Genomic DNA, 13337 nt, shown 5'->3' on the forward strand with positions numbered 1-13337 from the left:
GGCCGTCCCCGCCTTTCTGATAGACAGAGGTTTCCATGATCATCAAACCGCGCGTGCGTGGCTTCATCTGCGTGACGACTCATCCCGTCGGCTGCGAAGCCAACGTCAAGGAACAGATCGACTACGTGACTTCGCACGGCCCGATCGCCAATGGCCCGAAAAAGGTGCTCGTGATCGGCGCGTCGACCGGCTACGGCCTCGCCGCCCGGATCTCGGCCGCCTTCGGCTCGGGCGCGGACACGCTCGGCGTGTTCTTCGAGCGCGCCGGCAGCGAAACGAAGCCGGGCACGGCAGGCTGGTACAACAGCGCCGCGTTCGAGAAATTCGCCGCGGAAAAGGGGCTGTATGCGCGCAGCATTAACGGCGACGCCTTCTCCGACAAGGTCAAGCAGGTCACGATCGACACCATCAAGCAGGATCTCGGCAAGGTCGACCTGGTCGTCTACAGCCTCGCGGCGCCGCGCCGCACGCACCCGAAGACGGGCGAAACCATCAGCTCGACGCTCAAGCCGGTCGGCAAGGCCGTCACGTTCCGCGGCCTCGACACCGACAAGGAAGTGATCCGCGACGTGTCGCTCGAACCGGCGACGCAGGAAGAGATCGACGGCACCGTCGCGGTGATGGGCGGCGAGGACTGGCAGATGTGGATCGACGCGCTGGCCGAGGCCGGCGTGCTGGCCGACGGCGCGAAGACCACCGCGTTCACGTACCTCGGCGAGAAAATCACGCACGACATCTACTGGAACGGCTCGATCGGCGAAGCGAAGAAGGATCTCGACAAGAAGGTGCTGTCGATCCGCGACAAGCTGGCCGCGCACGGCGGCGATGCCCGCGTGTCGGTGCTGAAGGCCGTCGTCACGCAGGCCAGCTCGGCGATCCCGATGATGCCGCTGTACCTGTCGCTGCTGTTCAAGGTGATGAAGGAAACCGGCACGCACGAAGGCTGCATCGAGCAGGTGTACGGCCTCCTGAAGGACAGCCTGTACGGCGCGACGCCGCACGTCGACGAGGAAGGCCGCCTGCGCGCGGACTACAAGGAACTCGATCCGCAAGTACAGAACAAGGTCGTCGCGATGTGGGACAAGGTGACGAACGAGAACCTGTACGAGATGACCGACTTCGCCGGCTACAAGACCGAGTTCCTGCGCCTGTTCGGCTTCGAGATCGCAGGTGTCGACTACGACGCGGACGTGAACCCGGACGTGAAGATCCCGGGCATCATCGACACGACGGTCTGACGGCACGACCCGCCGCCGCGCGTGCGGCGGGCTCGCATTGCCGGCGGCGTCAACGCGGCGCCGGCTCTTCCAGATAGACGCCCGACGACAGCGCGGCCTTCACCTGCCGCGTGAATTCGTCGGTCGACACCTCCTCCGCCCCCGCTTCGATGGCGTCGTACGCCTGGCGCACGACGTCGGCCGGCGTGGCCTTCGGCACGTCGAGGCCGGCCGTCAGGTCGGTATCGATGAAGCCGGCATGCAGCCCGACCACCTGCGTATGCTGCTCGCGCAGCGAATGGCGCAGCCCGTTGGTCAGCGCCCATGCGGCCGATTTCGACACGCCGTAGCCCGACAGGATCGGCCGGTTCACCCAGCTCGCGACCGACAGGATGTTCAGGATCGCGCCGCCGCCGTGCGCCGCGAGGGTTCCCGCAAACGCCCGCGACATCGCCAGCATCCCCAACACGTTCGTCTCCAGGTGAGCGCGTAATGCGTCGACCGCACCGTCGTCCGTCAAGCTGCCGAGCCGCGCGATTCCGGCGTTGTTGATCAGCAGCGTGACGTCGCGCGCGGCATCGGCCGCCGCGGCCACCGCCGCCGGATCCGTCACGTCGAGCTTCACGGGCACGACGCCCGGCAGCGTCACGCTGGCCGGATCGCGCGCCGCCGCATAGACCTTGCGAGCCCCTCGGGCGAGCGCCTGCTTCGCAAACTCGAGCCCCAGCCCGCGGTTCGCGCCCGTGATGAAAACGACTGCACCTTCGATCTTCATGATCGTTCCTTTCGCATGATGAATCGCCTGCGCGCCGGCTCGCCACGCGCTTGAGATCCGGTGAAAAACGAGGCTGCCGTCGCGAGCCGAGCCGTTGCGCCGCCGGTGGCGAACGACGAGCCGTCCATCCGCTGCCGGCATGACCCCGCGACGTCGCAAACGTCGTCCGATTGCCATCCCTGCCCCCGACTTGGCTTTGCGTTGCCTGCCAAGTCGGCTACACTCGATGTCAATGGTGATCGCCATCGTCTTTGCGATGCATTGTGTTCGCGCCGGACGATCATGTCAATGGCGATCACCATTGTGTTTTTCAATCGATACGATCGGCAATGATCAGGGAGAGATCGATGGGCGTATCCAGACAGCAGGCTGCCGAGAACCGAAGCGCGATCGTCGCGGCCGCCGAGCGGCTGTTTCGCGTGCGCGGCGTCGATGCGGTGGGATTGACGGAGCTGATGAAGGAGGCCGGCTTCACGCAAGGCGGGTTCTACAACCACTTCAAATCGAAAGACGCGCTGGTCGCCGAAGTCATGGAAAAGGCGATGCGCGACCGCGCGGATTCGCCGAGCGCCGGCAATCTCGACGCGCAGGTGGCGGCGTATCTGTCGCCCGCGCATCGCGACAACGTCGAGGCCGGGTGCCCGCTGTCCGGCTTCGCGGGCGACGCACCGCGGCTGACCGATACGGCGCGCGCATGCTACGCGCACGGGCTCGCCGCGTATCTCGATCGACTGGAACGGATGGTGGCGACCGACGGCGCCACGCCGGAGCAGACGCGTCGCGACGCGCTTGCGGCCTTCAGCCAGATGGTCGGTGCGCTCATGCTGTCCCGCGCGATCGCCGGCAGCGATCCCGCGTTGGCCGACGAAATTCTGGACGCGGGGCGGGACGCGCTGACCGGCCGACGCGATCCCGCCACATCGGCGTAACGGCGCGCCCTTCGTCGCGGCGCCGCCGTCCTGGTCACGCTATTCGATTGCCCGCGCGGCATCCCACAGCGGCTGCGTGCCGCGCGCCGCATTCCACGCGGCGAACTGCGTGCGCCACGATTCGAACGGTTGCGCGAGCGGATGGCGCGGGTCGTCGCTGAGCGAATACGCCATCCCTTCGATCAGCCAGCGCGGCTTGGTCAAGACGGCCAGGTTGCCGAGCACTTCGGCCTGGCGATGATGGATCAACTCGTGCGCAAGAAAGTAGGTCTGCCAGCCGCGCGGCGCGATCACGATGCCGAAATCGCCGAGCGTCAGCGCCGCGCGCGTGCCGAGGCCGAACGCATCGGCGCACGCACGCGTCGAGCAGAACACGATGCGCGGTGCGGCGCGGAACACGCCGACGGCCGCCGCCGCGCGCGCGGCGCCGTCGCGGTAGAGCTGCTGCGCGGCGCCGAGCGTCGCGACATCGTCCGTGCAGATGTCGGCGCTCGGGCACGACACGCCGGGAACCAGCGCGGGCGCGACGACGCGCAGCGGTTTGACGAGCGCGTACGCGGCAATCGGCAGCGCGACGAGCAGGCCCGCGAGGGCGAAAGCGATAGGGGCGCGTTTCATCGAGGCGGCGGTTTGACGGATGCCATCACGCGAGCTGCTTGTGGAAATACGTCGTCGCGCAGAGTGCGCCGTCGGGCATCAGCGCGTAGTTCGGCACGACGCCCACGCGTTGCCAGCCGGCCCGCTCGTACAGCCGCTCGGCGTCGCCGCCCGTCACCGTGTCGAGCACGAGCACGGTCTTGCCCGCATCGCGCGCGGCCGCGTCGGCCGCCGCCATCAGCCGCGCGGCGATGCCCTGCCGGCGCGCGTGTCGCGACACGAGCATCTTCGCGACGTCCGCGCGATGCGGCTGGTTCTCGGGCTGCGCGGTCAGGAGCTGCACGGTGCCGACGATGCGGCCCGACGCATCCTCGGCGACGAGCAGGATGCGCTCGTCGTTCGCGACGCCCTCGGCCACGCGCGTCCAGAATGCGACGGCGGTCGTCCGCTCGATCGGCAGCATGAAGCTGACGGATGCGCCGCCTTCGACGCAATCGATCAGCACGTCGGCCAGCGCATCGACACAGGCCATCGCTTCGCTCGCGCCGACGCGGCGGACGGTAACAGGTTCGGTCATGCCATCCCCGGTAGTCAGATGGGCCGCATGCACGGGTGCGGCATGGGTCGGAATCGGAACGCACGCCGGCCGGGTATCGAGGCTCGCGCGACGGCGGCAGGCGTCCGGTAACGTGGCGCCCGATCGGCGCGTGTTACCACCCCATCATCGTACGCGACGGAAATTTTCGTTGCATCGGTTTCGACATCGCCTACACTTAGCCGAATGGATAACATTCAACCCGGCATCAGCGACGTGTTCCATGCCCTCGCCGATCCGACGCGCTGCGCGATCGTCAGCGCGCTCGGCCACGGCGAGCGGACCGTCTCCGCGCTGGCCGCGCCGTTCGACATGGCGCTGCCGTCGTTCATGAAGCATGTCGCGGTGCTCGAGCGCAGCGGCCTCGTGGCGACCCGGAAAACCGGCCGCTCGCGCACCTGCGCGCTGGTCGGCAGCCGGCTGACCGAGGCTGAGGCATGGCTCGCCGCGCAGCGCGCGCAGTGGGAAGCGCGATCCGATCGTCTCGTCGAATTCGTCGAACGCCGTCACCAGGAGGAGCAAGATGTCCGCAAGCCACGTCGAACCCGCTGAAGCCCACGATCTCGTCATCACGCGCACGTTGCGCGCGCCGCGCCACGCGCTCTGGCGCGCATGGACCGACCCCGAACTGCTGAAGGAATGGTGGTGTCCGAAGCCGTGGACCACCGAGGTACGCGCGTTCGACCTGCGGCCGGGCGGCGCCTTCCATACGTTCATGCGCGGCCCCGACGGCGGCACGAGCGACAACCCCGGCTGCTTCCTCGAAATCGTGCCGGAATCGCGCATCGCGTTCACGTCGATGCTCGCGGGCGGCTGGCGGCCGCAGGCGCCATGGCTGGGCTTCACGGCGATCGTCACGATGGCCGACGACGACGCGGGCAGCCGCTACGAGGCGCGCGTGATGCATCCCGACGCCGCGACGCGCGAGCGCCACGAAGCGCTCGGGTTTTTCGAGGGCTGGAACACCTGCATCACGCAGCTCGACGCGTTCGCCGCCACGTTGCGCTGAACGCCGCCTCGCGCGCGGTCATTGCATGCCGCCGCGCCCGCGCCTAGGATTCCTGAAGGAAGCACGACGACACGCCGGGCGCCGGCGTGCACCGTCGCGCGCGCTTCGCGGGAGGCGACATGTTGCACACGCACACACATTCGACCCGGGTCAGCCGGCACCTGAACGCCCCGCGCGGACGCGTCTACCGCGCGCTGCTCGACCCGCACGCGGTCGAGCAATGGAAAGTGCCCGACGGCATGACCTGCCGCGTGCACGCGTACGACACGCGCGAAGGCGGCGCGCTGCGCGTGTCGCTGAGCTACGACGCGCCGTCGGCCGGCACCGGCAAGACCACCGCGCGCACCGACACCTATCACGGCCGCTTCGTCACGCTCGTGCCGGACCGGCAGATCGTCGAGATCGATGTATTCGAAACCGACGACCCGATGCTGCGCGGCGCGATGACGATCACGATCACGCTGTCCGACGAAGCGGGCGGCACGCGCGTGGACGCGGTGCATGACGGCGTCCCGCCCGGCGTACCGGTCGCCGACAACGAGACCGGCTGGCAGATGGCGCTGGCGCGGCTCGCGGCGCTGGTGGAAGCCGGATGACGCCGCGCAAGCGCATCAGCCGAGCCGGTACACCCTCGTAGCCGTGCCGCGGAACAGCGCGTCGCGCTCGTCCGCGCCGGCCTGCGCGGTCAGTCGCTTGAACGCGTTCCAGCCGTTCACGAACGCATACGATCCCTTGTCGACCGGGAAATTGCTCTCGAACATGCAGCGCCCGGGGCCGAATGCGTCGATACAGGTCATCATCCACGGCTTCCACGCGTCGGCGAGCTGCGCCGACGACGGCGGCTTCGCGCCTTTCTCGAAATCGAACCCGTTGATGCGCATTCCGAGGCCGCCGACCTTCACGTACACGTTCGGCAATTGCGCGAGCGTGCGCATCGACGTCGACCAGCGCGCGAACACCTCCGGCCGCTTGTCCGCATAGCTGCCGATCCGCACGACACCGCCGCAATGATTGACGACGATCCGCGTGTCCGGGTTCGCTTTCGCGAGATCGAACAATTCGGGTAACTGAGGGAAAAACAGCCATGCGTCGTACGACAGCCCGAGCGGCGCGAGCTGCGCGACGCCGGCCCGGTACGCGGGATCGAGCAGCAGCCCGCGCGGCACTGCCGACAACGGATTGGCGAGCGTCGGATCGGCATCCCACGTGCTCAGGTGCCGCACGCCGCGAAACCGCCCGCGCCCGACTTCTACATGCGCTTCCAGCACGTCGCGCACGCGTTCGCCGAGCCGCAGGTCCGCATGGCCGACGATGCCTTTCGCGACGGCCACGGGGCCGTGCTGCAGCGGCTCGGTCACGCCGGCGACATAGGCCGTCTCGCCTATCGGCTTCAGTTCCGCCGGGCCTGAATCGCGATAGCGCGTCTGCGCCTGCATGTAGACGGACGCCTGGATGTTGTGGCCCGAGCGTGCGTCCTGCAGATAGTCGTCGAGCATGTAGATCCAGCCCGGCCGTTCGTAGAAGTGATGATGCGCGTCGACGATCGGCAGGTCGGGCTCGAGCGCGGGTTCGAGCGCCGACGCGAGCCAGTCGGGACGGACCGCGAGGTAGTTGCTGTGCGTCATGCGGGGAGCTCCGTCGTGGGCCGGCGTGTCGGCGAACGCGGGCAGCGCGAGCGATGCGGCGGTCGCACCGATCAACCGGCGCCGTTTGATCGAAAAGGTCATGTCATTCGCTCCGGTCGAACGCGTACAGCGACAGCGTGAGCAGTGTCGTGATCGCCAGGACGATCGCGAGGCCGAGCATCCCGGCCGTGAACGTGCCGAAGCCGTCCTTCAGGTAGCCGACGAGATAGGGGCCCGCGAAGCCGCCGAGCGCGCCGATCGAATTGATCAGCGCCAGCCCGCCGGCCGCGGCCTGGCCGGACAGGAAGCGCGACGGCAGCGTGTAGAAGATCGTGCGGCCGGCAATCGTGCCGATCAGCGCGAGCGTGATGCCGACGAGCGCCGGCCCGAGGGTCAGGAAATGCGTCGACACGCCGAGCGCCACCGCGCCGATGAGCAAGCCGATCGCCAGGTTCGCGACCGGACCGCCGCGACGGTCCACCCGCTTCGCCCACCACAGCAGCGCGACCGTTGCGAAGAAGTAAGGCACCGCGGACAGCCAGCCGGTCTGCATCGTCGACATCCCGTGTGCCTTCAGCATTTGCGGCAACCAGATGCCGATTCCGTACGAGCCCATCGTGAAGCCGAACGAAATCAGCGCGAGCACGTACACGCGCACGTCGCGCAGCGCGACGCCGAAGCGCTTCTTGCGGCCGGCCGCCGCGCCGTCGCGCTCGAACGCACGCTGCAGCGCGGCACGCTCGTCGTCCGACAGCCACGCGGCATTCGCCGGCGAATCGGACAGCAGCTTCAGCACGAGGAAGCCGAGCGCGCACGCGGGCAGCCCTTCGACGATGAACATCCATTTCCAGCCGGCGAGTCCGAGCGTGCCGTCGAGCTGCAACAGCCACGTCGACAGCGGGCCACCGATCAGCGACGACAGCGGCGTCGACACGGTGAACCACGCGAGCACGCGCGTGCGGTAGCTCGCGGGAAACCACACGGCGAGGAAGAAGATCACGCCGGGAAAGAATCCGGCTTCGCCGATGCCGAGCAGCAGCCGGATCGCGTAAAAACTCGTCGGCCCCGTCGCGAGCGCGGTCGCGGCCGCCATCAGCCCCCACGTGATCATGATCCGGGCGAGCCAGCGGCGCGCACCGAAGCGGTACAGCGCGAGATTGCTCGGCACTTCGAACACGCAGTAGCCGGCAAACATGATCCCGGCGCCCCAGCCGAACTGCGTGGCGGTCAGCCCGAGATCGCGATTCATCGTCAGCGCCGCGAAGCCCACGCTCGTGCGGTCCAGATAGTTGAAGAAATACGCGAGCGCGAGCAGCGGGATGAAGCGCCACGCGGCCTTGCGCACCGCGCGTTGCTCGATCGACGCGTCGGCCTCGCGATCGGCGGCCAGCGCCGGGGAAGCGGATGTCATGGTTGTCTCCGTGGATGCGGCGCTCCTCCCCCGCGCGGCGCGCGGCCGGGACGCCTTTGTTCGTTCGATGAATCGCGGCTGCGCTATGCGCTCGCCACTTCGTTCGCCGAAGGTGCGCCGCCCGGCCCGTCGCCGTGCGCGGCGACGTCCGTGCCGGTCGGCCCCGCGACGACGCCCGCATCGATCAGCGCACGCGCGTCGTCGGGCGTGTAGCCGAGCTCGCCGAGCAGCGCGCACGTGTCCTGGCCGAGCGCGGGCGGCGCCGAGCGCAGCCGCAGGCGCTCGCCTCCCAGCGTCAGCGGCAGCAGCGCGGTGCGCGTGTCGACCGGCTGCCCGGCGCTGCTCGCGTCGGCCGGCAGCGTCACGGCTTCGAGGCCGCCCGTGGCGAGCAGATGCGGATCGTCGAACAGGTCCTGCGGCTTCGTGATCGGCGCGTACGGCAGGCCCGTCGATTCGAAGATCGCGCCGATCTCCGCGGCCGAGTACGGCGCAAGCCGCGAACGCAGCTCGGGCAGCAGCCAGTCGCGCGCCTGCACGCGCAGGTTGTTGGTCGCGAGGCGCGGATCGTCCTTCAGCGCGGCCAGGCCGAACGCATCGCAGAACAGCGCCCACTGCGTGTCCGACACGACCGCGAGAAAAATCTGTTCGTCATCCTTGACGGAGAACACGTCGTAGACGGCCCACGCGGAAATCCGGCTCGGCATCGGCGACGCGGCCTGCCCGGTCACCGCGAACTGCATCATGTGCTGCGCGACGAGGAACACGTTGTTCTCGAACAGCGAACTCTGCACCTGCTGGCCGCGGCCGGTGCGCTCGCGCTGCGCGAGCGCGGCCATCGCGCCGATCGCGCCGAACATGCCTCCCATGATGTCGTTCACGCTCGCGCCCGCGCGCAGCGGCCGCCCTTCCGGGCCCGTCATGTAGGCGAGGCCGCCCATCATCTGCACGACCTCGTCGAGCGCGGTGCGATGCTCGTACGGCCCCGGCAGGAAACCCTTGTGCGACACGTACACGAGGCGCGGATTCAGCGACTCCAGCGCCGGATAGCCGAGACCGAGCCGGTCCATCGTGCCGCTCTTGAAGTTCTCGCTGAAGACGTCCGCGGTCGCGACGAGCCGCCGCACGATCTCCAGCCCGCGCGGATCCTTCACGTCGACCGCGAGGCTCTTCTTGTTGCGGTTGAACATCCCGAAGAAGCCCGCGCCGGAACCCCGCAGCGCCCGCGTGCCGTCGCCCGCGATCGGCTCGATCTTGATCACTTCCGCGCCGAGATCCGCGAGCAGCATGCCGCACGTCGGGCCCATCACCATGTGCGTCATCTCGATCACGCGCACGCCCGCGTACGGCAGCGCGGCGGCCGGTTGCCGATCGTTCATCGTGCGACTCCCGCCACGCAACCTTCCGGTTGCACGGCCGATGGCGCGCGGCCGTCCGCATAGCGAAAGCCCTTCGGCAACCCCGCGTCGGGCACGTGGCCGTACAGCGCGTCGGACGGCAGCGCCGCATGCAGGATCGCGCGCGCGGCGAGCAGCGCGTCGACGTCGATGCCCGTGTCGTATCCCATCGCCTCGAGCAGGAACACGAGATCCTCGGTGACGATGTTGCCGGTGGCGCCCGGCGCATACGGGCAGCCGCCCAAGCCGCCCTGGCTCGCGTCGATGGTCGTCACGCCCGCGTCGAGCGCCGCGACGACGTTCGCGAGCCCCTGCCCGCGCGTGTTGTGGAAATGCGCGCCGCCGGCCTTGTCGCCGACTTCGCGCCGCAGCCGCGTGAACAGCCGGCGCACCTGCGCGGGATTCGCGTAACCGCTGGTGTCGGACAGGCCGATCTCGTCGACCCCGCATTCGGCCATCGCGACGGCCATCGCGATCGTCTCGTCGTCGGAGACCGCTCCGGCCATCGTGCAACCGAACGCAACCGACACGCCCGCCTCGATCTGCACCGACGGAAACCGCGCGTCGCGCAGCGCGACGATCGCGCGCACCTCGTCGATCATCTGCGCGGGCGTCTTGCGGATGTTCGCGAGCGAGTGCGCTTCGGTCACCGATACCGGCAACGTCAGCTTGTGGACGCCCGCGTCGAACGCGCTTTCGGCACCGCGCAGGTTCGGCGCGAGCGCGGCGACGTGCAAACCGGGAATTGCGAGCGCGTGCGCCACGACTTCGCGTACGTCGGCCATTTGCGGCAACAGCGTGGCCGGCACGAACGACCCGACCTCGATCTCGCGCAGGCCGGCCGCGGCCAGCGCGGTGATCCAGTGCAGCTTGGCAGCCGTCGGCATCACGGTCTTGATACTCTGCAGCCCGTCGCGCGGCCCGACCTCGCTGACCAGCACCGCCGGATTTTTGGAAACCTTCATTCGACGCCTCATCGTTCTACCTGAAAGAACATAGTTCTGTTTGATAGAACTTTAAGTGTGTGTCGAACGGGCGATAAGCGGGGTATACCCGTGAAATCGCGTTTTTTTGGAACTTGTGTTCTGCCAGATGGAACGATATAGTCCGCCGACCATCATTCGAAGGAAGCAGGCCGTGTCCAGGAATCCAGCAGATCACGCTCGCGACCCAGCCGATCCGGCGACGGAAGAAGCGTCCAGCGGCGTCGCCGTGCTCGACCGCGCGTTCGCGATCCTCCGTGCGTTCGGCCCGACCGACGACCAGCTGTCGCTCGCCGAACTGTCGCGCCGCACCGGGCTGTACAAGAGCACGATCCTGCGCCTTCTCGTCGCGCTCGAGCATGGCGGCTTCATGCGCAAGCTCGACGACGGCCAGTACGCGATCGGGCACGAACCGTTGCGGCTCGCCGCGCTGTACCAGCGCTCGTTCCGCGTCGGTCCGGTGGTCGAGCCGCTACTCGAGACGCTGAGCCGCGAACTCGGGGAAACGGCATCGTTCTATGTGCGCCAGGGCGACGTGCGCTCCGTGCTCTATCGCGTCGAGCCCGCGCGGGCGGTGCGCGTATCGATCCGCGTCGGCGAGGAGTTTCCGGTCGGCCAGGGCGCATCGGGGAAGGTGCTGCTGGCCTTCACCGACACGCAGGACGCCCGCTGGAACGACGTGCGCGAACAGCTGTGGGCCGCGTCGTACGGCGAGCGCGACCCGGAGACGGCATCGGCGTCCGTGCCCGTGTTCGGCGCGGCCGGCGAATGCGTCGGCGCGCTGACGGTGTCGGGCCCGAAGTCGCGGCTCGCCGCCGCGCCGGCGATGACGGCGGCGCTCGCGATGCTGCTGCCGCTCGCGCAGAAGGCGACCGTCGCACTCGGCGGCGCGGGCGCGCGCTACGACGCGCCCGCCGTGCGCGACAGTCTCGCGCGGCTCGCATCGTCGGCGGACGCCGCCGCCCGGTCGTAGGGAGCCGGTTGCATCGGCACGCGACACGGCAGCGCGAAAGGCAGCCGCATGCGACACTGGCCGCCGATGCACGCAGCGCGCCGTTCGCAGGCAACGCACCGCGCGTGCAACCGTCAACCGGACCCGCACGAGGAGACACCGCGATGAACGCCGCGCGCACCGCCACCTGGTATTTCGATTTCGTTTCGCCGTTCGCCTACCTGCAACAGGAACGGTTCGACCGGTTGCCGCCCGCCGCCGCGTTCGAGCCGCGGCCGATCGTGCTCGGTGCGCTGCTCGCGCACTGGGGCCAGAAAGCGCCGGCGGAAATCGCGGCCAAACGCGTGTTCACCTATCGGCATGCGCAATATCGCGCGGACAAGCTCGGCATTGCGTTCCGGATGCCGCCCGCGCATCCGTTCAATCCGATCAGGCCGCTGCGCCTCGCGATCGCGATGGGCAGCTCGCCGGACGCGATCCGGCGGATCTTCCGGCATATCTGGCGCGACGGCCAGGACGTGTCGACGCCGGCAGGCTTCGCCGCGCTGTGCGAAGCGGTCGGCTTTCCGGAAGGCGTGACGGCTGTCGAGGCCCAGCCGGTCAAGGACGCGTTGCGCGCGAACACGGATCGCGCGATCGCCGACGGCGTGTTCGGCGTGCCGACCTTCGCACTCGACGGCGACCTGTTCTGGGGCGAGGACGCGACCGACATGTTCGTCGACTGCGCGACGTCGCGCGCGTGGCTCGATTCGCCCGAAGTCCGCCGCATCAGCGCGCTGCCCGAAGGGATCCGGCGCGGCTGACGGCGCCCCCCGCCGACGTCGCCCGCTTCAGCCGTCGCGCCCTTCGACGAGCGCCGGCACGGCCTCGCGCATCATCGCCGCGAACCGCACGAGCCGCGACGGGTAGAACTGCGCATGCGGATAAGTCAGGTAGACGGGCAGCGGCGCGGCCTGCCATTCGGGCGCGAGGTGCACGAGATCGCCGCGCGCGAGATCGTCGGCCAGCATCCATGACGATCCGACACATGCGCCGACGCCCAGCAGCGCCGCGCTGCGCAGCGCATACAGGTTCGCGGTCGTGATGCGCGGGCGGATCGCGATGCGCCGCGTGTCGCCGGTCGCTGCATGCGTGAGCGCGAGCTCGGTACGGTAATACGTGCGCAACGCGAGCCACGGCAGCGCGGCGAGCGCGTCCGGATCGGCCGGCACGTCGGCGCCGTTCAGTATGGACGGCGCGGCGACCACGAAGCGCGGCACCTTCGTCAGCCGGATCGCGACCACGCCCGGATCGGTCGGCTCGCCGACCTGGATCGCGCAATCGATGCCGCTGCCGACGAAATCGCGCACCTCGTCCTGCAGCAGCCACTCGACCGACACGCGCGGATAGTCGCGCAGGAACTGCGCGAGCGGCGCGACGAAACGCTGCTGCCCGAACGCGTGCGGCACCGCGACGCGCAGCAGCCCGTCCGGCTCCTCCTGCGCCCCGCGCAAATCGGCCTCGAACGCCGCCCAGCTCGCCAGCAGTTCCTTCGCCCGCTTGAAGCAACGCTCGCCGTCGACGGTCAGCCGCATCGTATGGGTCGTGCGTTGCAGCAGCCGCATGCCGAGCGAATTCTCCAGCGCCTGCAACCGCCGGCTGACGGTCGGCTGCGTCGTATGCAACTGCACGGCGGCCGCCGACAGGCTGCCGGCCTCGACTATGCGCACGAAGGTTTCCATCAGCTCGAAACGATAGCCGGCGCCGTCCACCGGCACCGTCTGAATGCGCCGAGACCCGCCAGCAGCGGGAGAGGAAGAGGATTTTTCGGTCATGCATGCAGCGTATAACAAATCTGCGCCAGCCGGTAC

At 68.9% G+C, this 13337-nt stretch carries 15 protein-coding genes; 7 read left to right on the top strand and 8 right to left on the bottom strand.

From position 1 onward, the window contains the following. Window positions 1–35: 35 nt before the first annotated feature. On the top strand, window positions 36–1238 hold the full coding sequence (gene fabV / locus WS54_RS11930; protein ID WP_034205997.1) for an enoyl-ACP reductase FabV: 1203 nt from the start codon (window positions 36–38) through the stop codon (window positions 1236–1238). A gap of 49 nt (window positions 1239–1287) precedes the next feature. Here fabV and WS54_RS11935 read toward each other — a convergent pair whose 3' ends face one another. Further along, entirely contained in the window at window positions 1288–1992 is a 705-nt protein-coding gene (locus tag WS54_RS11935) for an SDR family oxidoreductase (protein ID WP_059780086.1), read from the bottom strand. Between the two features lie 347 nt (window positions 1993–2339). Between WS54_RS11935 and WS54_RS11940 the strand changes: the two genes are divergently transcribed. After that, window positions 2340–2921 carry a TetR/AcrR family transcriptional regulator gene (locus WS54_RS11940; protein ID WP_059780087.1) on the top strand — a complete coding sequence of 194 codons (582 nt, stop codon included), beginning with the start codon at window positions 2340–2342 and terminating at the stop codon, window positions 2919–2921. 39 nt (window positions 2922–2960) lie between these two features. On the opposite strand, the gene WS54_RS11945 is transcribed toward WS54_RS11940, so the two are convergent. Both WS54_RS11945 and WS54_RS11950 read right to left on the bottom strand, forming a co-directional pair. Further along, window positions 2961–3539 carry a hypothetical protein gene (locus WS54_RS11945; protein WP_059780088.1) on the bottom strand — a complete coding sequence of 193 codons (579 nt, stop codon included), beginning with the start codon at window positions 3537–3539 and terminating at the stop codon, window positions 2961–2963. 25 nt (window positions 3540–3564) lie between these two features. Beyond that, on the bottom strand, window positions 3565–4095 hold the full coding sequence (locus WS54_RS11950) for a GNAT family N-acetyltransferase (protein WP_059780089.1): 531 nt from the start codon (window positions 4093–4095) through the stop codon (window positions 3565–3567). Between the two features lie 204 nt (window positions 4096–4299). Here WS54_RS11950 and WS54_RS11955 point away from each other — a divergent pair, with 204 nt between their 5' ends. The 3 genes from WS54_RS11955 to WS54_RS11965 all read left to right on the top strand — a co-directional run bounded on the left by WS54_RS11955 (window position 4300) and on the right by WS54_RS11965 (window position 5718). Beyond that, window positions 4300–4665: an ArsR/SmtB family transcription factor gene (locus WS54_RS11955; protein WP_059780090.1), complete on the top strand. Its 366-nt coding sequence runs from the start codon at window positions 4300–4302 to the stop codon at window positions 4663–4665. After that, on the top strand, window positions 4637–5122 hold the full coding sequence (locus WS54_RS11960) for an SRPBCC family protein (protein ID WP_059780091.1): 486 nt from the start codon (window positions 4637–4639) through the stop codon (window positions 5120–5122). Before WS54_RS11955 ends, WS54_RS11960 begins: the two co-directional genes overlap by 29 nt. Window positions 5123–5241: 119 nt before the next feature. Then, window positions 5242–5718, top strand: coding sequence for an SRPBCC family protein (locus tag WS54_RS11965; protein ID WP_059780092.1), 477 nt, complete (start codon window positions 5242–5244; stop codon window positions 5716–5718). A 15-nt stretch (window positions 5719–5733) separates the two neighbouring features. On the opposite strand, the gene WS54_RS11970 is transcribed toward WS54_RS11965, so the two are convergent. From WS54_RS11970 to WS54_RS11985, 4 genes are all read right to left on the bottom strand, one after another. Beyond that, entirely contained in the window at window positions 5734–6849 is a 1116-nt protein-coding gene (locus WS54_RS11970; RefSeq protein ID WP_059780093.1) for an amidohydrolase family protein, read from the bottom strand. A gap of 1 nt (window position 6850) precedes the next feature. Beyond that, window positions 6851–8158 carry an MFS transporter gene (locus WS54_RS11975; RefSeq protein ID WP_034205989.1) on the bottom strand — a complete coding sequence of 436 codons (1308 nt, stop codon included), beginning with the start codon at window positions 8156–8158 and terminating at the stop codon, window positions 6851–6853. An 83-nt stretch (window positions 8159–8241) separates the two neighbouring features. Beyond that, window positions 8242–9534 carry a CaiB/BaiF CoA transferase family protein gene (locus WS54_RS11980; RefSeq protein WP_059780094.1) on the bottom strand — a complete coding sequence of 431 codons (1293 nt, stop codon included), beginning with the start codon at window positions 9532–9534 and terminating at the stop codon, window positions 8242–8244. Continuing rightward, entirely contained in the window at window positions 9531–10517 is a 987-nt protein-coding gene (locus WS54_RS11985) for a hydroxymethylglutaryl-CoA lyase (RefSeq protein ID WP_059780095.1), read from the bottom strand. The genes WS54_RS11980 and WS54_RS11985 overlap by 4 nt, the downstream gene beginning before the upstream one ends. Window positions 10518–10689: 172 nt before the next feature. Here WS54_RS11985 and WS54_RS11990 point away from each other — a divergent pair, with 172 nt between their 5' ends. Then, window positions 10690–11508, top strand: a complete 819-nt coding sequence (locus WS54_RS11990; RefSeq protein ID WP_059780096.1) for an IclR family transcriptional regulator — start codon at window positions 10690–10692, stop codon at window positions 11506–11508. 143 nt (window positions 11509–11651) lie between these two features. Then, window positions 11652–12290, top strand: coding sequence for a 2-hydroxychromene-2-carboxylate isomerase (locus WS54_RS11995; RefSeq protein WP_034205985.1), 639 nt, complete (start codon window positions 11652–11654; stop codon window positions 12288–12290). Window positions 12291–12317: 27 nt separating this feature from the next. On the opposite strand, the gene WS54_RS12000 is transcribed toward WS54_RS11995, so the two are convergent. Beyond that, window positions 12318–13301, bottom strand: a complete 984-nt coding sequence (locus tag WS54_RS12000) for a LysR family transcriptional regulator (protein WP_059834305.1) — start codon at window positions 13299–13301, stop codon at window positions 12318–12320. Between the last annotated feature and the right edge of the window lie 36 nt (window positions 13302–13337).

This window comes from Burkholderia sp. NRF60-BP8, from assembly GCF_001522585.2.
Lineage (GTDB): Bacteria > Pseudomonadota > Gammaproteobacteria > Burkholderiales > Burkholderiaceae > Burkholderia.